Below are 19,244 nucleotides of genomic sequence, written 5' to 3'. Positions count from 1 at the left end.
AGTTACACAGTTAAGTTGACACCCCCAGCCAACGTGGTAGGCATCTTCCCGAACGAGGCTAGTATTCGCCGCCTCATCGGAGCGGTGCTGATGGAGCAGAACGAGGACTGGCTGCTACAGCACCGCTATTTGCCCCAGCACACCCTCGCTGACAGCAACACGGGAGTCACCGATGTGGCATTCATTCCCGCTTAAAACAACCGACAACCTAACCAGAGTTCGACTCCGGATTTACACCACCTTGACGGACTCAGCCGGTGAAAAATTGGCCGGCTGGTTGGCTTCACGTTGGTTGTAGGTGACGGTGAATTTAACCGCCGGACCTTTGGGCGGGGTATAGCCGACCGGGGTGTCGGTGAGATGGAGGCTGACCAGCATCGTGTGGAAATTGTATCGGCACAGGCCCTTGTCGTCGGGACAAGGTTTGGCCTGATCATCATCCGGCCGGGTGGCGTTTTCGTCGGAACTGCTGGTGTACCCGCGACCGTAGACCCGCCCTGCTTCAGCCAGCGTCACCGGCTGATAGCCCTTGGCTAATCGGCCTTCCGGGACCAGCACGTAACCAGACGCTTCCTCCTCCAGAGCTTGCCGGCTGACCCAGAGGTCGCCGCCGAACGTGGGATCCTTGATATGCAGGAGACCATCCCGTTCCTCGAGGAGAGCGGCATAGTGGTTGGATTTCCAGTGCACCACCGCCGGCAGGATCCAGTCCGCGCCGGGCTGCCGTTTGGCCATGCGATAAGGCAACCGCGCCTTTTGGGCGAGTGCCTCGACCTCCGCGAGCGAATAGCCGTTCGGCCCGGAACGCGCCCGCGCCACCGCCGTGCGGTCGATGCCCGAGGGCTGTATAGATTCGATGATGCTCTCCAGCGCCTTAGGACCGCAGAGATACGCTACGCCCGGATTGTGCTCCATCATCCACAACCCTTCTTTGGCACCGGCAATACGTTCGGTCGCGGACCCGGTCAATGGACGATCCTTGATGTCGTCCAATAGCCGGCGGAGTGCCGCTTTATGACCGAGCCGGGCATGCATGCGCACCAGTTCGCCCAAAGCCCGATCGATCAATGCCTTCGCCGGGCCTTCGGCGTCGACCCGTTTGCCCGCTTGCCAGGCGTGGTCGAACGCGGCCAGGGCCTTGGAAAACTGGGCCGTGTCGTAATAAATAAGGCCCAGGTTGGTGAGCAAGGCGATGGTCCAGGGACTGTCGGGATGGCGCTCGAGATAGTCGGTGAGGACAGTGACATCCTCCCGATGGCTGCGGTGCTGGTAATGTCGGAGTGCCGATTCGAGCGCCTGCGTCTCATCCGCCGTCGGTGCACGGCCCACGGGAACGAGGGCTTCGGGCAAGGCCCGTTGAAAGAGAGACTGAGCGGACGCAATCGGTTCCGCCGCTTCGCCCAGACGGGGCAGGAGTAGCGCACTTAGGACCAGGCCAAACAGCCTCAGGACGAGCGTGGTTCGCAGCGTGGAGGGTCGAATCCGAGGCAAACGCATGGTGACTTCGGCTTTTGAGAGAACGACGACGTCGAGGCGAACGGAGCCTCGCTGTTGGGCTGGTAGTGGACACCGAAGCGCACGCCCGCTTCAAGTCGGAAAAAGCGGATTTTGATGTCATCAAAAGCTGACAAAAGAGTGGAACCTGTCTCAGCTCAGCGACATTGAAATCGGGTACCAAAGGGCGGCGAGTTGCGTTATAGGAACGCGATCCAAGTGTGAGTGGCAAGGGCGATAGCTTCGACCAAACCATGCTCCCGATCCCCGCCAGTTGTCGATTACTGCGGCGGCAGACCAAGCTAATAAGGTTGATGGTGATAGGGATAGCCGTAGCCGTGCACTCGCCCCCCGCGAAGACCGGCATCACAAGTCGGGGCGTAGGCGTTGGGAATCTTCCAGCGCATGAGCTACACGTGGATTTGGCGCAGTCGACCATTGGGTAGCGGGACAGAGGTAGAGGAAGCGACCTAGAGGCCGGACTTCCCCTTCACGGACCACCTCTTCCTGAATCTCCCCGGCAACGGTGATCGGACGGGCGTGGAAGTCTTCCGCGGTATCGGTTGCACCCGTGCACCGGATCAGAAAGCGGTCCGGGAAGTCTCGAAACTCGCTTCGGGACGATCGCCGGAATCCAACCGCTTTTGCCAGATTTCGATTTCCGCAACCGCCGGCCGAAACTCGGCGCAAGCCACCTCCCCTCCCAGGATGACTTTGTGCCCTATGAACGCCTCCGGATCGCCGCTAGTCTCCGCGAAGGAATACTGGTCAGCGCCGGAAACCGGGTCCGGTTATTGACGTTATCCTGTGGCCTGGTCCATTCCGATATCCTGCGCCACCGCCTCGCTGACGGATCTGGCCTACCTAAAAAAGCAACAAAAAGCCTGGGCTGGTCTCACGAAATTGCTGGTACCCACCGATTTACGTCCTCCTCCCCCTGATTGGATGCCGGCATGTCGACAGCGTGAACACACTCTCATTGTTTACACAATCTGAGTGAACCAAATTTCACGGCAAAGCCGACCAATGCTACCAACACACATTCCCGTGACCAAAGCAAGAATATGGGATGTTTGACGCGACACTTTAGAGGCGACGTGCAGCTTTCCGTCTCAGTGTCATGGCGGCACAGTGAAAGTTGTGGTTCCTGGAAATCACGCCCGATCCGATTAAACAATCCCTTTCGCCCGGGACCAATCGGAACTTACCGACCTCATCAACATCAAATGCGCGATACAGGCAACGAAAGCTCCAAAAACTCTGCAGCAATTAGTAAACCCACAAGCATAACGAGCTTGGTAAGCGAGGCAGCGATTTACGACATGCCACTCATGCGCGGCAAGCAAATGAATTTTCGTGGTCCATCCGTTACGCGGTTTGTCGACGCTTTGGCGATCGTTTTTCTCATTGCACCGGTGCCTTTCACTTGGACATCAACGACCATGTTGTTCCGCCTGAAAACTTGGACTTTGGTCTGAATGATCTGCTGGTGTTGCAGTTGCTTGAACAGGGCATCGAGCGCCCTGTTTTTCGGCTACCGCATCATCCGGGTATACACCGCTTGCCAAGGACCAAAGCGTTTCGGCAAGTGGCGGCGTCAAGCGCAGCCGTGTTCGACGACATACAGAATCGTGCTGAGCGCCTGGAGGTTCAGGAGACGTACAACGCCGCTCTGGCGCGGCAAATAACGGGCTATTTCCTGATGTTGAGCTTCACTGAGCTCCATGCGCAAAGGTTTATCGATGTTGTGATACATGGACCACGAGGCAACGAGCACGTCTATAACCACATAGTGATATCAAGACTCATAACAGCCTCGTTCTTGTCAAGCCTTACGGCCTTGTGGTCACGAAGCCGTTGGCGTTAGCCCGAGACTATCTGTCATGCCTGGTATATCCCACATCCCAGAAAACTCGCCTCAAGCGAACAATGTAGCAAGGAAACAACAGCCGCAAAGTCTCCCGAAGCTGGGCAATTACGTTGCGACCGAGAGACTTGGCGAAAGCTTGCAGGCCTCGGTATTCAAGGGCTACCACATACACGTCCCGGATCAGCCGCTGGTCATCAAGCTGCTGAAACAGCTGTCGAGCTGGGACGACCAGTCACGTCATCTGCGCCAGAAAATCGAACGCTTGAAAGTGCTGCACGATCCCCGTGTTTTTACGCCGCTCTCCTTGGAATCGTATGGTGACCTTCAGTTTATCGTTCAGCCCTGGTTTGCGGGGCAAACGCTGAATCGTTGGGCGGCACACCAAAATAAGCTCGATCTCAACGACTTTTTTACACTGGCTTGTACCCTGGCCGATACGCTGCACGCGGTACATGATGCTGGTATCACCCACGGCGGCATCAAGCCCCACAACATTCTGATTCAACCGGGAACATTGACTCTGCGGCTGACCGATTTCATCACACCGCTCGACATTCGGGACGTCAGCCATTTCATCTACGACCCGGAATTCGTGCGCCATACCTTAGCCTACACCTCGCCGGAACAGACCGGCCGTATCAACTATCGCGTCGATTTCTCGACCGATTTGTACTCGTTGGGAATAGTGTTCTTTGAGTTGCTGACCGGTCGACTGCCATTTTTTTCCAGTGACCCTTTGGAGCTGATCCATTCGCATCTGGCCGAGGAAACGCCTAGGGTCAATGAAGTCAAACCGGAGCTTCCCGAGGCTTTGGCCGATATCATCGCCAAGCTCACCGTCAAGCAGCCGGAGAAGCGCTATCAGAGCACAGCGGGGCTATTGGCCGACCTGATGCGATGCAAGACGGAATATGCCGCCACTGGCCGCGTATCGGCGTTTGTCATCGGCCAGTACGATCGTACCCGCCGGGTCATCTTTATTTCCAAGATGGTCGGCCGTCAGGCCGAAAGCGAGCTGATCAGGCGGCAATACGACGAAGTCGTACGCGGCAATTTTCGCTCGGTTTTCATCTCCGGTCTGTCCGGCATCGGCAAGACCCGGTTGATTCAGGAGTTGCAAAAACCGTTGGTTCAAAATCGCGGTTACTTTACTTCCGGTAAGTTCGACCAGTATCAGAAAAACATCCCCTACAGCTCGCTGATTCAAGCCCTACGCAACCTAATGCGTATCTTCTTGACGGAAAGCGACGCACAAGTCCGGGAGTGGCGGAAGAAGATACTCGACGCCGTGGGAAACAGCGGCAGCGTCATCATCGACGTGTTGCCCGAACTGGAATTCATCATCGGCCCGCAGCCGGAAGTGCCCCATCTGCCTCCGGTCGAAGCCCGCAACCGTTTCAACAATTTGTTCGGCCAATTTCTCGCTTGTCTAGCCAGCGAGGAGAACCCTTTGGTGCTGTTCATCGACGATCTGCAATGGTGCGACAGCGCAACCTTCGATTTTCTGCAGAATCTGTTCAACAACCATGATGAACATCCCTATTTGTTTTTCATGGGCGCCTATCGGCACAACGAAGTCGACGGCAGCCACCCGCTCAGCAAGCTGATCCGCAATATCCAGGAATACCAACAGCCGTTCGCCGAAATTCGCCTGGAACCGCTCACCGATGCCGACTGCCATGAGATGGTGGCCTATATCCTGGACTCTTCGCTGGAAGCCACGGCCAACCTAGCGGAATTCATCGCCCACCTCACCGAAGGCAACCCTCTCTTCGTCAGCGAAAGCTTGGCTTGGCTCTACAACGAAAATTTGCTGATAACCGATGCCGAACAGCACTGGCATTGGGACATCAATCGCATTCGCGACACACAGATGCCGACTTCGGTCGTGGAGTTGTTCAGCTCCAAGGTGCGCAAACTACCCGCTGAAACCCTGCACATCCTCGATCACTGCGCCTGTATGGGCAACCGTTTCAGTATCGAAGACGTGTCGCTGGTATTGGACATGCCCATCGAAAGGCTGTTTGAAGATTTGAAGCCGGTCTTGAATCTGGGCATGCTGCTGGAGAACAAATCCGATTTGCAGTTCGTCCACGACCGGGTACAGGAAGCGGTGCTGCGCCAGGTCGACCCCGAGACCAGGCCCGCGATCCACTGGCGTATCGGTAACCGTCTGTTGCAAGCAGTACCGGCGGGAACCGACCTCGAAACCATCGATAACCTGTTTACCATCGCCGCTCACCTCAACCTGGGCCGCCCTGCGGAGATAGACCGCGCTCTGGCATACCGGCTGGTCGATATCAACTTCCATGCCGGCAACAAGGCGCTGGACGCGCTGGCCGGGGATGCCGCCAACGATTTTTTCCAGAAAGCCCACGACTATCTGCCGGAGGATTGCTGGCGCGAGGCTTATGATCTGACGTTTCGCATCTACCAGCGTTTGGCCAAGACCGAGCTGATGTGCGGCCGTTATGAACGATCGGAAGCGCTACTCAATCACTTGATCGAATACGCCGCCTCCGACTTGGACAAAGCCGAGGCCCTGGCGGAACAGACCACGTCATTGTCCTCGTTCGGCAATTTCAACGAGGCGATCGCGACCGCCAACCGGGGCCTAGCTTATTTCGACAAATCGATTCCGGAGGAGGCCGAGATCGCCCACCAGCGGATGGAAGCCCTGATGGCGGAAATCGAACGGCAAGGCGACGTCTGGACGACTATCTTGCACATGCCTTTTACCCAGGACCGCAAAAGCAAGATCGAGCTGGCGTTCTACAGCGAGCTGATCCCCGATCTCTATATGTCCGGCCTGGTACCTCAGCTGTATCTTTCGGCGGCGCAATCGACTCTCCATTGCCTGCAAGGCGGCATGGACGAATCGGTGATTTATTCGTTTTCGATCATGGGCCTCAATCTCGGCGAACAGGGCAAATTCGAACTGGCCTTCCGTTATCAGGATCTGGCCCACGATCTATGCGAGAGACACCCCAATACCTTCGGCGCGACCCGCGGCATGAACGGCATCGTCTGGTGCAACATGCATTCGCGCAGTCATCCGGCCGAGATCGTCAATTACTGTCACAAAGCCATTCAGTGCGGCAAGAATTGCGGGGACTTGTATAACGCCGGTCTGTCCTACGGCCCTTTGATGTGGAATTTGCAGGTGCAGGGCAAGAACCTTCATCTGGTCGAAGAAGCCGCCGAAGAATGCCTGCAATTTTCCCGCAAGAACCAGCTGTCGTTCTCGGTCGGTCTCGCCGAAGCTGTGCTAGCCGGCTGGGTAGCACCGATGAAATCCGACTACCAGCCGGTCGACATGACCGAAACGCTGGCGCGCTGGGAAACCAACAATTATGTCGCGGCTTCCGGCAGTTATTTCGCGCTCTTGGGATTTGCCCAGCACTATTTGGGCGATTACGCCGCTGCCGCCGTTTCCTTGCAAACGGTGGAACGTTATCTGCACGGCTTGACCGATAACGTGCTGAAGCGTCTCTGGTATGCCTTCCGCATCGTCAATCGCTTGCGCTGGCCCGAAGGTACCGACTGGCCCACGCTCGAAGCGGAAATCGCCCCGTTGCTGAGCAAGCTCGAAACCTGGGCCCGCCTCGGCCCGCTGCTAAAGCCTTTCTTGGCCTTTGTTCACGCTGAAATCGCCCGCGCCAAAAACCAGCTGCGCGAAGCCCGCAACCTGTATTTGGATGCCATCGCGATCGCACAGGCACAGAACTACGGGCTGCTCACCGGCCATTTATATGAAGCATTGGCCGATGTGGTCGTCGCCGGCGATCTCGGCGATGCCGAGCTTTATTACGATGCAGCACGGCGCATCTACCGGGCATGCGGGGCGGATCGTAAACACGCACTATTGCAGCAACGTGTCCCTTATACCGAACCGGACTACCCCGTTCGCGCCGAAAAGACGGTCGCCCTCGACACGACGGCTACGCTGCCGAATCTCGACTTCAATTATCTGATCAAATCTGCGCTGGCTTTGTCGGCGGAAGTCGATCTGAATCGGCTCATGCAAAAGATCATGAGCGTCGTGCTGGAAAGCTCGGGGGCACAGCACGGCTATCTGCTGATCAAGGAGGCGGATGAGCTGTTGGTTGCCGCGGAAAGTCATATCGGCGAAAAACATATCGTTAATCCCCAATACCTCCGCCTTGATCAGATCCGCGGTAGCGTCAGCCGAGCCATCGTCAACTACGTGCTGCGCACACGCAAGAAAGTGTTGCTGCACGATGCCATGGCCGAAGGCGAATTCCAGAACACTCCGGAAGTGCAGGCGCTGAAACTGCGTTCGGTGCTGTGCCTACCGATCATCAAACAGACCGAACTCATCGGCCTGCTCTATTTGGAAAATCGACTGTCGGCCGGGGTTTTTACCGCCGAAAAGACCGATATGACCGAGTTGTTGACCGCCCAAGCGGCGATCTCGCTGGAAAACGCTCGCCTCCTCGAACAAACCCGCAAAGCCTACACCAAGCTACAAGAAAGCCAGGAACATATGCTGCAAATGGAAAAACTCTCCGCCCTGGGAACGCTGGTCGGGGGTGTGGCGCATGAGATCAACAACCCATTGATGGGCGTGATGAATTTCGTCGAATTCGCCGCGGAACGAAGCAAGGATGAAAAATCGAAAGAAATCCTCAATCAGGCACTACAGCAAATCCATCGCATCAAAAAAATCGTCAGCAACATGCTGGTGTTCGTCCATACCCGGTCGACTCCAAGCGACACCTGTCAGATGTCGGAGGTGATCCGACAAAGCCTGTTGCTGCTGGAAGGAGAGTTGAGCAAAAGCGGCATCAAGGTCGATGCCCTGGCCGCCGACGATCTGCCGGCCATTCGCTGTGCCGCCGACAGTCTGCAGCAGATCCTGATCAATCTGATCATCAATGCCCGTGACGCGCTAGCCGATAGCCAACAGCCACGAATCGAAATCGTAGTCAAGCCCATCGACGGCATGCTGGAAATGAGCGTGGCGGACAACGGTCACGGTATCCCGCCAGAAGTGCAAACTAAGATTTTCGATCCGTTTTTCACGACCAAGCCGCCCGGGAAAGGCACCGGCCTCGGCTTATCGGTCATCCGCCGTCTAGTCCAGGATGTAGGAGGCCATATCCAAGTGGAGAGTTCAGTGGGAAACGGCTGTTGCATGCGGCTGCGATTTCCCCATGTTTGAGCGATCGAATACATGAGAGACACGATATAAGACATGTCCAACAATATCCTCGTAATCGACGACGATCCCGCCGTGCGCAGCGCCTTCAAGCTGATTTTGGAGGCCGACAATTTCTCGGTACGCGAGGCGGAAAACGGTTTTCAAGGCATCGAGCTGGTCCGTGCCGAACGTCCCGATCTGATTTTTCTCGACCTACGGATGCCCGGCATCGATGGCGTTGAAACCTTGCGCCGCCTGAAAGCCATCGATGAAACGCTGAACATCTATATCGTCACCGCTTTTGCCACTGAATACATGGAGGAACTGAGAGATGTAAGTGAGGAGGGTATTCAGTTCGAACTGGCGACCAAGCCGCTGTCCGCTCAGCAGATCCGCGATCTCGCCCAGGTCGCTCGGGTCATCACCCCTCAGAATGAACGGCGCGGAAAAGAGCACAAACTGGTGCTGACGCTATACGTGGTGTCCTTGAACAGCGAAACCCGCCGTTTGGTCGAAGAAATGACCGCTGCGCTTTCCCGCCTCTACGATCCGGGACAATGGGTTTTGGACGTGGTCGAAGTCTTGGGCATGCCGGAAAAAGCCTTGGAAAAAGACGTGTTTGCAACACCGATGCTGGTTCGCGATGTGCCGGAGCCGGTGCTGAAACTGCTCGGCGATTTGTCGCGGGTCCCTTCCATCATGGCAGCCATTACCACCCATGCGAAAGGAGTCGGCGTACAAACCATCATCGTTTAAGCGAGTTTAATCAACCATGACCACCCGGCTTCGCAAACTCGACTTGATCCTCGACACGATCACGGACGGCGTTTTGGTTGTTGATAGCCAGGGCGTTGTACTCTACGCCAACCAAGCGGCCGAAACCCTGCTAGCTCGTAACCCGCTGATCGGGCAGTCGCTGGCGATCCCGGTCAATCCCGACAAGAGCAGCCACCAGGACATCAATCTGATCCGCCCGAACGGACTTGCCTGGGCGGAGATGCGTTCCGCACCGATCGAATGGGATGGACAACCCGGTTATGTCATCGCGCTGCGCGATATTACCGAACGCAAGCACATGGAGCTGGAACGGCAAAAATTCGTTTCTCTCGCCGAAAACAGCCTGGACTTTATCGGCATATGCGATATGAATCTCAGGCCGTTTTACATCAACGAAGCCGGCATGCGGCTGATCGGCCTAGACAACCTGGATCAGTGCGCGCGCACTCCGATTCAAGAGTTCTTCTTCCCAGAAGACCAGCGCTTCATCCTAGAAGAATTTTTCCCGCGCGTCATGCGCGAGGGACACGCCGATGTGGAGATTCGGTTCCGTCATTTCAGGACCGGCGCTGCTATCTGGATGATGTACAACGTCTTCTTCATTAAGGACAGCACCGGCGAACCGGTGGGCATCGCCATCGTGAGCCGTGACATCTCCTCGCACAAAGAGGCAGAGGCGGCCCTTCGCAAAGCCGATCAACACAAGGACGAATTCCTAGCCATGCTGGCTCACGAACTCCGAAACCCCTTGGCTCCCATCAGCAATGCAACCCATATTCTCGACATGTTGAAGCTGGAAGATACGCGGCTCAACTGGGCCAAGGACATCATCAAACGACAAGTGAAGCATCTCGCCCGCCTGGTCGACGACTTGCTGGATGTTTCTCGGATTGCGCGTGGCAAGATCTCCCTGAAGAAAGAACGGCTCGACCTCGTAGACGTGATTAAATCCGTCTCGGAAATGGCGCACGGCTTCATCCTGGCTAAACAACAACAGCTTGATGTCCGTCTGCCTGAACAGCCGATTTGGATGGAAGGTGATGCCGTACGTCTCGCCCAAGTGGTGCTCAACCTGCTCGACAATGCCAGCAAATACTCTCCAGAAGGCGGTCGTATCGAGATCGTTGCCCAGCAGGTCGGCGCCGAGAGCGAGATCCAGGTGCGCGACAACGGCACGGGCATATCAGCGGAGCTCTTGCCGACAATTTTCGACCTATTCCAACAAGGCACGCGCACCCTGGATCGGTCTCAGGGCGGACTAGGCATTGGGCTTACCGTGGTCAAACGGTTGGTGGAAATGCACGGCGGAGAAATTACGGCATCGAGCCCGGGTACTGGCCTAGGTTCCACCTTCAGCATCCGGTTACCGACACTCAACGAAGGAATCACCTTTCCTACCCCAAGATCGTCCAGCTCGCGGCCCAGCACAGTGATGCGAACAGTGGACGATGATTCCGGCCCAAACGGAGGAACAGGCTTCCTCCTGACAGCCGACAGTCGCTAACCCGCGCCTCGTATGTTCGCCGCATTCGGAGGGGGTGGTGGTCGAAATCCCATTGATCGAATATCGGTCTACGAAAACGCCAAGATAGGTCGCCACGCCTGAAGTGTATGCGTACGGTGGATACCGTTTCCGAGGATTAGAAACTCGCGAGGCACCGGCGTGACCGGACGCATCGGGTGTCCGCGCAGACGTAATTCCATTCGGCATTCGAGTGAACATTAATCGTAGGGTGGGTTAGCCCCTCGACTCCGCTCGGGACAGGCTCCGCGTAACCCACCAATTCGAGGTTGGTCGGTGGGTTACGGCCTTGCGGCCTAATCCACCCTACAAAAATTAATGCCTTCTTGAAAGCGATTTGGAATAAGACGGACGCGCGGATGAATCACGACGCGGGTTTCATCACGGGCGTGACGACGATGGATACTCCGCCGGATCGACGCCGGCTTTCGCCTGAGCTCGAACGCGGACCGGTGAAACGGGCGATACCGGACCGCTGCCTTGGTCACACGGATGCCATTCGCGCATCGAGACCGTAAAAAGAACCGTGTGACTGGTCTTTATAATCGGGAGACAGGAGGCTAAGAGATGACCAGAGACAAAGAGAAACGTCGAGTGAACGGTCCAACCGGGGATTACTTCATTAGGATGATTCGATCGCACAAGAGGATCACGAAGTGGTTCGAAGCCCGCTCCCAACCGTAAACAACCGCTTTTTCATCGCGACTATTCCGACTCGGCTTGGCATGGTCTATTTTTTCTCGACACGTTGCGGCCGGAGGCTCAACCCTTTCAGAATCGCCTCCGTACAAGGTCCTCCGTGGAACTGTCGGATTACAACCGATCAAACAAGAGAGAATCGCCTTGTCGTATTCTATCGATCCCATCGCACCGATCCCTAAATTCGTTCCCGTGATAGGCTACCCGGAAGATGTTCCCCTGCTACTGCTCGCTCTTCGGCTGGCATGTGAGCGTCCGGCGCGATACCGGACCCGGCAGGCGTAAGCCCGATGACAGACATGGCCCCGGTCCTCTCCTATTTCGTCGATTGGACGCCAATCGAGCGGGCGTTCGCCGCGGGGCTGGTATCCTGGAGCGGCTCGGCGCTGGGCGCTTCGGTCGTGTTCTTCACCGCCAGGGTCTACCAAAGATTCCTCGATGTGGTTCTGGGGTTCGCCGGCGGCGTCATGCTGGCGGCCAGCTTCTGGTCGCTGTTACACCCGGCTATCGAGCTATCGACGGACTACGGTTCTTGGCGCTGGTTTCCCGCCAGTGCCGGCATTCTGATCGGAACCCTATTTCTCCACATCGTCGACGAGGTATTGCCCCGCCTGCAGCTTCCGGCGCCGGGGAAAGAGGCCTTAGGACCGCCCAGCCATTTGCGGCGAACCACCCTGCTGATTCTGGCCATCACGATTCACAATATTCCGGAGGGGCTCGCCTTGGGCATCGTGTTCGGCGCCGGTGGCAACGACCACAGTCCCGTCAGCCTTGCCGCAGCCATCGGCTTGATGGGGGGGATCGCCTTCCATAATCTACCGGAAGGCATGGCCGTCGCCCTGCCGCTACGCCGCGAGGGTTGGTCGTCGTTGCGCAGCTTTGTGTTTGGACAGCTCTCTGCGGCGGTTGAGCCGGTGGCCGCTGTCATAGGCGCCGCAGCGGCGCTGACGACCCGGGCAGTACTGCCCTACGCCATGGGATTCGCCGCCAGCGCCATGCTGTACGTCGTAGTACGGGAAGTGATTCCGGAAACTCAGGCCAGTGGACATCCCGTCGCCGCTACCATGGGCATCATGCTGGGATTCCTGCTGATGATGGCGCTAAGCGTGAGTTTGGAATGAGCTTTTGGCAGCCGCAATTTCCGTCAAGAAATAGGCTAACACCATGGAATTCAAAGATTATTATCAGATACTCGGCGTCGATCGTTCGGCGACGGACGAAGAGATCAAGAAGGCGTACCGCAAGCTGGCCCGTAAGTATCATCCCGACGTCAGCAAGGCCAAAGACGCGGAAGCCAGAATGCAGGAAATCAACGAGGCTTACGAAGTCCTGCGCGATCCCCAAAAACGGGCGGCCTACGACCGATTGGGTTCCGGATATCGCAGCGGCCAGGAATTTCGGCCTCCGCCCGATTGGGACGCCGGCTTCGAGTTCTCTTACGGACCGTTCGGCCGCGAATCGGCGTTCAGCGATTTCTTCAATACCCTTTTCGGCGGCTTCGGCCGACGTGCGTCCGGTTTTCGCACTCGCGGCGAAGATCATCATGCCAAGATCTTCATCGACCTGGAGGACGCCTTTCGCGGCGCCACCCGCACCGTCAGTCTACAAGTGCCCCAGATCGACGAGCGGGGCCGATTGATGACACGCGGACGTACTCTCCAGGTACAAATTCCCAAGGGCATCCGCGAAGGCCAACTCATCCGGCTTGCGGGCCAAGGGACAGCCGGTTTGGGCGGCGGTCCCGCGGGTGACCTTTACCTAGAGGTACACTTCAAACCACATCCGCTCTATCGTGTCGATGGTCGCGATCTTTATCTGACCTTTCCGGTGGCGCCGTGGGAAGCGGCATTGGGCGCGACGGTCAAAGCACCGACCCCGGCCGGCGCGGTCGAAGTCCGGATTCCCGCGGGCTCCCAGAGCGGACGCAAACTGCGTCTTAGAGGAAAGGGCATCCCTGCCGATCCACCTGGAGACCTTTATCTAGTGCTAGACATCGTGCTGCCCCCGGCGGAGACCGAACGCGCGCGGGAATTTTATCGGAACATGGCGCGGGAGTTGGCCTTCAACCCGCGCCGAGCCATGGGAGTCTGAGTCATGAGCGGAGGCATGCTCACGTCGAGTGTCACTGTCTGGATCGGGGATGAGGGAATCCTATCCGTGGAGGAACTGGCCGCCGCCTGCGGCGTGGAGGCTAATTGGATCCAGGAACTCGTGGACATGGCCGTACTTTCACCGAAAGGGTCCGAAAAAGCCACCTGGCGTTTCGGCGCAGGCGATGTCAGGCGCGTCCGCACGCTCGTCCGCCTGATGCGAGATTTCGAGACCAACCTGGAAACAGCGGCCGTCATCCTTGATCTGCTGGAAGAAACCGAGCGGCTACGCGCACAACTTCGGCGGGCCGGGCTTCTGGCGGATTAGGAGACAGTATTCGCATTCGGTCCATCTGCTACAGACCCCCGCTATCGCTGGAGCGGGTTCTGCTTTTGAGACCCGTTAGAAGATCATGAGCGAAACCACGCATGTTGTTTGCCCCCATTGCCGGACCGTCAACCGCCTGCCGACGGCGCGCCTCGCCGATGCGCCCAATTGCGGACGCTGTCGAAAGCGCTTGTTCGAAGGCCACCCCGTCGCTCTCACGACAACCGATTTCGACCTCTTTGCCGCACGCAGCGATATTCCGCTGCTGGTTGATTTCTGGGCACCCTGGTGCGGTCCCTGCCGCATGATGGCGCCGGCGTTCGAAGAAGCGGCGGGCCAATTGGAACCGCGCTTCCGCCTCGCCAAAGCCAACACCGAGGAAGAACCGGTTCTCGCTTCGCGCTTCGGCATTCGCAGCATTCCCACGTTGATCTTGCTCGACCACGGCCGGGAAGTGGCCCGCCAGACCGGAGCCATGGGCACGCGCGACATCGTGCACTGGACCCTGAGCCAGGTCGGCAGGTAATTCAGGCGACCGCCCGAGCATCGGGACCATCGCTCGCGGCTTCCCCTCTGGCGAGGCCATCGCCTCGCTGCCTGCCACGCGGACAGAGGTCTCGCCGAAGAGTTCGATCGCCTTTCCACCCAAGCATCCGCTGATAGAATGGGGCAAGGCCCGGAACCGAGCGCCGTAGCCGGGCTTTTTACCCCGGTTGCGATAAACAGGGTCGGGGTCAATCGAGCGCTTTTCTCCATGAATTCAACCCATGAGAGAACACCATGAAAAATAAAAAGATCGATCTCAAAAACGTGACGAAACCCGATTTGAGCAAACCAAACTGGAACATCGGCTATTGGATCATCGCCTTCCTGCTCGTGCTGATGATTCACGACTGGTGGGTCGCCGCGCAGGTGGAGGTGGTGCCCTACAGCGAGTTCGAACAAGCGTTGGAACAAGGGCGTATCACGGAGGTCATGATCGGCGACAAAGTCATCACCGGCAAGCTGAAGGAAGGTGATTCCAGCGGTAAGAACACGATCGCTGCATCGCGGGTCGAGCCCGATCTGGCCGAACGTCTTGGGCGCTTCGGCGTGCCTTACACCCGAGTCGTGGAAAGCACCTGGTTCAAGGACATCCTGTCCTGGGTCATTCCTGCGCTGATCTTCTTTGGCGTTTGGTTCTTGTTATTCCGCAAGTTGGCCGAGAGGCAGGGTATGGGTGGTTTCATGACCATCGGCAAGAGCCGCGCCAAGGTTTACGTGGAAGCCAAAACCGGCGTTACCTTCGACGATGTGGCGGGCGTCGACGAGGCCAAGGAAGAACTGAAGGAAATCGTCGAGTTCCTGAAGAATCCTGCGGAATACAGCCGGCTCGGCGCGCGCGTGCCGAAAGGCGTGCTCTTAGTGGGACCGCCGGGCACCGGCAAGACGCTGCTGGCCAAGGCGGTTGCCGGACAAGCGGGCGTCGCCTTCTTCTCGATTTCGGGCGCTGAGTTCGTGGAGATGTTCGTCGGCGTCGGCGCGGCGCGGGTTCGAGACTTGTTCGAACAGGCACGCGCCAAGGCGCCCGCGATCATCTTCATCGACGAGATCGACGCCTTGGGTCGTGCCCGCGGCGCGTTTCCGGGCGTGGGCGGACATGACGAACGCGAACAAACGCTCAATCAGCTCCTGGCCGAATTGGACGGCTTCGATCCTTCCACCGGCCTAGTGCTGCTTGCGGCCACCAACCGGCCTGAAATCCTCGATCCCGCCTTGCTCAGGGCCGGACGTTTCGACCGGCAGGTCCTGGTGGACCGTCCTGACAAAACAGGGCGCGCCGCCATACTCAAGGTACACGTGAAAAAGGTGAAGCTGGCGCAGGATGTCGACCTCGAGCAGATCGCTTCGCTCACCACCGGTTTTTCGGGCGCCGATCTCGCGAATTTGGTCAACGAAGCCGCCCTTCTGGCTACCCGGCGCCGCGCCACCGCCATCAACCAGGAGGACTTCACCCGTGCGATCGAACGCATCGTCGCCGGCCTCGAAAAGAAGAATCGCATTCTCAATCCCGAGGAACGCCGGGTAGTCGCGTACCACGAGATGGGTCACGCACTCGTCGCCCTGGCTCTGCCGGGCGCCGACCCGGTTCATAAGGTGTCCATCATTCCTCGCGGCATCGGCGCACTCGGTTACACCATCCAGCGTCCGACGGAAGACCGCTATCTCATGACCCGCCTCGAGCTGGAGAACAAAATCGCCGTACTGCTCGGCGGACGCGCCGCGGAAAAACTGGTCTTTCAGCAAATTTCCACCGGAGCGGCCGATGACTTGGCCAAGGCGACCGATATTGCCCGTGACATGATCACCCGCTACGGTATGGACGAAAACCTGGGTAACGTGGCCTACGAACCGCCGCAGTCGCCCTTCCTGAACGTACCGGGCGCCGCACCGCAAGGCGGCTTTCGGATCAGCGAAGTCACCGCTCAACAGATCGACCAGACCGTGCGCAACATCATCGCCGAATGCTTCGAACGCGCCTACGGTCTACTTCAAAGCAACCGCGATGTGCTGGAACGCTGCGCCCAGCAACTATTGCAACAAGAAACCCTGGACGAAGGCACGATTCGCGAGCTGACTAAGGACCTGCAGCCCTGGAAAGGCGCTTCAAGGGCTGCGATCAGAGCAACACTTTAAGGAGTGACGTATATGGGTATTATCCGCTCCAGCGACTTGATCCGGATTTCGGCCCAGGGCGCCGGCTTACTCGTCATCTTGCTGTTCTTGTCCTGCGTTCGTGCCGAAGGCCCCGGCACGTGGGACAAAGGAAGCGGCGTCAGGCCGGTGACCCCGCGCGGCCCGCTTTCGCTCGACGAACAGGCCACTATCGACCTGTTCGAGCGCACCAAGAACTCGGTGGTCTATATCTCCACCCAGCAAAGGGTCATGGACCCGTGGACACGAAACGTGTTCAACATCCCGCGGGGAACCGGTTCCGGCTTCATTTGGGACCATAGAGGCCATGTCGTCACCAATTTTCACGTGGTGGAGGGCGCCAGCGGGGCTACCGTGAAACTGGCCGACGGGCGCGAATACAGCGCTGCCCTGGTCGGCACCAGTAAAGCCCATGATCTGGCCGTATTGAAGATCCCGACCGGCACCGATGCGCCGGCGCCGTTGCCGGTGGGCACCAATCACGATCTGCGCGTGGGCCAGAAGGTGTTCGCCATCGGCAATCCTTTCGGTTTGGACTGGACGCTCACCACCGGCATCGTCTCGGCGCTGGATCGCTCCCTGAGCGGGGAGTCTGGCGTTACCATCGAGCATCTGATCCAGACCGATGCCGCCATCAATCCCGGCAATTCCGGCGGCCCGCTATTGGATTCCGCCGGCCGGCTGATCGGCATCAATACCACGATTTACAGTCCTTCAGGGGCGTTTTCCGGGGTCGGCTTCGCGGTCCCGGTCGATACCGTCAACCGCGTCGTGCCCCAACTCATCACGAGCGGCCATTACACACGGCCGGTGCTGGGTATCGCCGTGGACGAAAGCCTCAACCAAATGGCGAGTCGCCGTTTGGGAATCAAGGGCGTTTTCGTGTTGAAGGTGAACCCGGGTTCCGCCGCCCAAGCGGCCGGACTCAAGGGCGCCACCATACTACCCGACGGCCGCATGATACCGGGAGACATCATCACCGCCGTGGAAGGCAAGCCGGTTGACAGTGTGGGCAGGCTTTCCGCCCTTCTGGACGACTATCGGATCGGCCAGACGGTGCGCCTTTCGGTACGGCGCGGGGACACGACGGTGGATGTTGCCGTGCAGTTGCAGGCGGGCACCTGAAGGTCGGTCCGCGGGATCCGGGAGAGTGCGGCCAAACCTTATTCGAATTCGACCGGCGCCGGCCGAGCCACTTTGCCGAGCATATCCATGCCCGACTCTTCCGAAAGCAAACCGACGCCCTTCAAACCCGCCCGTCATGCGCGCCCTCCCCGAACTCCGGGAGCTCTCGATCCTGGCGGAGCACGTTGAGAACGCCGGCTGGGACTGGGCTCGGGTGGAGGTCTTGGCAGAACTCCATCGTGACGGCGAATCGTTTCCGCTGCTGGCCTTTCGCTTCGGCCCGCCTCACCCCGTCTTGCCGACACTGGCGCTGTTCGGCGGGGTGCACGGACTCGAGCGCATCGGCACGCAGGTCGTGACCTCGTACCTCCACACCCTGGTGGAAATGGCGCGCTGGGACCGCGTGACACGCGACATGCTCTCCACCACCCGGCTCCTCATCATGCCCTTGGTCAACCCGGTAGGCATGTATCTCAAACGGCGGTCAAACGGCAACCGAGTCGATCTCATGCGAAACGCACCGGTGCGCGCTGAAGGCGTTTCCCGGTGGCATCTATTCGCCGGCCACCGCATTTCGCCGCGTCTGCCTTGGTATCAGGGTGAGGAAAACGCGCCCATGGAGGTCGAGGCGCAAACCCTATGCGATTGGGTGCGCCGCGAAATCTTTCCCTCACGCACCGCCCTCAGCATCGATGTACACTCCGGCTACGGCAAGGTCGACCGCCTGTGGTTTCCCTTCGCGAAAAGCCGTGAACCATTTCCGGCCTTGGCGCAAACCGTCGCTTTGACGATTGCGTCGCCATTTTTTGCAAAACCTTTTGGGACTTCCGAGTCACCAAAAGGAGCAAAAAATTGGCGACGAGTGATTGCCTTCGGCGCCCCGGCCGTCCCCGCTCGTCTGGTCCGGACCCAACGAGGGGTCCGGACACCGCTCGCAGATGACTCGACGCCCGGTCGCGATGCCTTGTGTAAGACCTACGACCGCCGCTATCGCGTCGACCTTCGGTCTCACACCCGGCGCTCGGGCTTCCGGGGGCTACTCGACTCGCTCGCTCACTCGCTCCATGTCTCGCAGCGAACGTCTGATCGACACGACCCATCCCAACCACGTCTACTGCATCGAGCCGCAATCCCGCCATTATCTCGCCCACGGGGACTTGTGGGACTATCTCTACGAGGAATACCGAGCCGTCCAACCGGAGGGGCACTACATTCCGTTCACGCTGGAACTGGGTTCGTGGCTTTGGGTGAAGAAGAACTGGTCACAAGCTTTCTCCGCCCATGGTTTCTTCAACCCCCACCTCCCCCACCGAGTGCGGCGGACGCTAAGACGCCATCTCCTCCTGTTCGATCTCTTCCACCGCGCTGTCCGCTCACCGGAACCCTGGACCAAACTCGACGAAGCCGAGCGAGAACGGTTGCGGCGGCAGGGATTGGAGTGGTGGTATGCGAAGAGCTAAATAAGGTGCCACTGGCACTAA

12 protein-coding genes and 3 pseudogenes are annotated in these 19,244 nt (G+C 58.4%); 12 read left to right on the top strand and 3 right to left on the bottom strand.

Annotation, left to right across the window (positions count from 1 at the left end; translation table 11 throughout):
• Positions 1 to 27 precede the first annotated feature (27 nt).
• A pseudogene (locus QEN43_RS05645) lies at positions 28 to 195 on the top strand (transposase); the annotation flags it as partial.
• Between the two features lie 36 nt (positions 196 to 231).
• On the opposite strand, the gene QEN43_RS05640 reads toward QEN43_RS05645, so the two are convergent.
• From QEN43_RS05640 to QEN43_RS05635, 3 genes and pseudogenes are all read right to left on the bottom strand, one after another.
• Positions 232 to 1,497 carry a cysteine peptidase family C39 domain-containing protein gene (locus tag QEN43_RS05640; protein WP_026609063.1) on the bottom strand — a complete coding sequence of 422 codons (1,266 nt, stop codon included), beginning with the start codon at positions 1,495 to 1,497 and terminating at the stop codon, positions 232 to 234.
• Positions 1,498 to 2,075: 578 nt separating this feature from the next.
• Positions 2,076 to 2,252, bottom strand: a pseudogene (locus tag QEN43_RS21700) (Slp family lipoprotein); the annotation flags it as partial.
• Between the two features lie 839 nt (positions 2,253 to 3,091).
• Complete coding sequence (locus QEN43_RS05635) at positions 3,092 to 3,250, bottom strand: hypothetical protein (protein WP_156912636.1); 159 nt, start codon at positions 3,248 to 3,250, stop codon at positions 3,092 to 3,094.
• Positions 3,251 to 3,377: 127 nt separating this feature from the next.
• On the opposite strand from QEN43_RS05635, the gene QEN43_RS05630 reads away from it, so the two are divergent.
• The 11 genes and pseudogenes from QEN43_RS05630 to QEN43_RS05580 all read left to right on the top strand — a co-directional run bounded on the left by QEN43_RS05630 (position 3,378) and on the right by QEN43_RS05580 (position 19,223).
• Entirely contained in the window at positions 3,378 to 8,549 is a 5,172-nt protein-coding gene (locus QEN43_RS05630; protein ID WP_317963800.1) for an AAA family ATPase, read from the top strand.
• A 33-nt stretch (positions 8,550 to 8,582) separates the two neighbouring features.
• Positions 8,583 to 9,284 (top strand): response regulator, encoded by a 702-nt coding sequence (locus QEN43_RS05625; protein WP_026609059.1) that lies wholly within the window; start codon positions 8,583 to 8,585, stop codon positions 9,282 to 9,284.
• A 16-nt stretch (positions 9,285 to 9,300) separates the two neighbouring features.
• Positions 9,301 to 10,809, top strand: a complete 1,509-nt coding sequence (locus QEN43_RS05620; protein ID WP_235726510.1) for a PAS domain-containing sensor histidine kinase — start codon at positions 9,301 to 9,303, stop codon at positions 10,807 to 10,809.
• Between the two features lie 1,007 nt (positions 10,810 to 11,816).
• A complete protein-coding gene (locus QEN43_RS05615; RefSeq protein ID WP_026609058.1) occupies positions 11,817 to 12,647 on the top strand; it encodes a ZIP family metal transporter in 831 nt (276 codons plus the stop codon).
• Between the two features lie 43 nt (positions 12,648 to 12,690).
• Positions 12,691 to 13,617 carry a DnaJ C-terminal domain-containing protein gene (locus QEN43_RS05610; RefSeq protein ID WP_026609057.1) on the top strand — a complete coding sequence of 309 codons (927 nt, stop codon included), beginning with the start codon at positions 12,691 to 12,693 and terminating at the stop codon, positions 13,615 to 13,617.
• Positions 13,618 to 13,620: 3 nt separating this feature from the next.
• A complete protein-coding gene (locus QEN43_RS05605; RefSeq protein ID WP_026609056.1) occupies positions 13,621 to 13,944 on the top strand; it encodes a chaperone modulator CbpM in 324 nt (107 codons plus the stop codon).
• Positions 13,945 to 14,029: 85 nt separating this feature from the next.
• Positions 14,030 to 14,470 (top strand): thioredoxin TrxC, encoded by a 441-nt coding sequence (trxC, locus tag QEN43_RS05600; protein ID WP_026609055.1) that lies wholly within the window; start codon positions 14,030 to 14,032, stop codon positions 14,468 to 14,470.
• 254 nt (positions 14,471 to 14,724) lie between these two features.
• The gene (gene ftsH, locus QEN43_RS05595; RefSeq protein WP_051331406.1) at positions 14,725 to 16,620 is read left to right on the top strand and encodes an ATP-dependent zinc metalloprotease FtsH; all 1,896 of its coding nucleotides are present in this window, start codon (positions 14,725 to 14,727) and stop codon (positions 16,618 to 16,620) included.
• Positions 16,621 to 16,632: 12 nt separating this feature from the next.
• Positions 16,633 to 17,763 carry a S1C family serine protease gene (locus QEN43_RS05590; RefSeq protein ID WP_317963799.1) on the top strand — a complete coding sequence of 377 codons (1,131 nt, stop codon included), beginning with the start codon at positions 16,633 to 16,635 and terminating at the stop codon, positions 17,761 to 17,763.
• Positions 17,732 to 18,502, top strand: a pseudogene (locus tag QEN43_RS05585) (M14 family zinc carboxypeptidase); the annotation flags it as partial. The gene QEN43_RS05590 and the pseudogene QEN43_RS05585, both read left to right, overlap by 32 nt.
• A gap of 325 nt (positions 18,503 to 18,827) precedes the next feature.
• Positions 18,828 to 19,223: a M14 family metallopeptidase gene (locus tag QEN43_RS05580; protein WP_026609051.1), complete on the top strand. Its 396-nt coding sequence runs from the start codon at positions 18,828 to 18,830 to the stop codon at positions 19,221 to 19,223.
• The last annotated feature ends 21 nt before the right edge of the window (positions 19,224 to 19,244 follow it).

The sequence above is a fragment of the Methylocaldum szegediense genome (assembly GCF_949769195.1).
Classification (GTDB): domain Bacteria; phylum Pseudomonadota; class Gammaproteobacteria; order Methylococcales; family Methylococcaceae; genus Methylocaldum; species Methylocaldum szegediense.
This window is presented reverse-complemented; position numbering and strand designations above follow the sequence as displayed.

Coding starts and splice junctions, on each gene's coding strand:
- QEN43_RS05605 (WP_026609056.1), top strand. CDS start 13,621: ATGAGCGGAGGCATGCTCACGTCGAGTGTCACTGTCTGGATCGGGGAT.
- QEN43_RS05640 (WP_026609063.1), bottom strand. CDS start 1,497: ATGCGTTTGCCTCGGATTCGACCCTCCACGCTGCGAACCACGCTCGTC.
- QEN43_RS05620 (WP_235726510.1), top strand. CDS start 9,301: ATGACCACCCGGCTTCGCAAACTCGACTTGATCCTCGACACGATCACG.
- trxC (WP_026609055.1), top strand. CDS start 14,030: ATGAGCGAAACCACGCATGTTGTTTGCCCCCATTGCCGGACCGTCAAC.
- QEN43_RS05635 (WP_156912636.1), bottom strand. CDS start 3,250: ATGTATCACAACATCGATAAACCTTTGCGCATGGAGCTCAGTGAAGCT.
- QEN43_RS05630 (WP_317963800.1), top strand. CDS start 3,378: ATGCCTGGTATATCCCACATCCCAGAAAACTCGCCTCAAGCGAACAAT.
- QEN43_RS05590 (WP_317963799.1), top strand. CDS start 16,633: ATGGGTATTATCCGCTCCAGCGACTTGATCCGGATTTCGGCCCAGGGC.
- QEN43_RS05580 (WP_026609051.1), top strand. CDS start 18,828: ATGTCTCGCAGCGAACGTCTGATCGACACGACCCATCCCAACCACGTC.
- ftsH (WP_051331406.1), top strand. CDS start 14,725: ATGAAAAATAAAAAGATCGATCTCAAAAACGTGACGAAACCCGATTTG.
- QEN43_RS05610 (WP_026609057.1), top strand. CDS start 12,691: ATGGAATTCAAAGATTATTATCAGATACTCGGCGTCGATCGTTCGGCG.
- QEN43_RS05625 (WP_026609059.1), top strand. CDS start 8,583: ATGTCCAACAATATCCTCGTAATCGACGACGATCCCGCCGTGCGCAGC.
- QEN43_RS05615 (WP_026609058.1), top strand. CDS start 11,817: ATGACAGACATGGCCCCGGTCCTCTCCTATTTCGTCGATTGGACGCCA.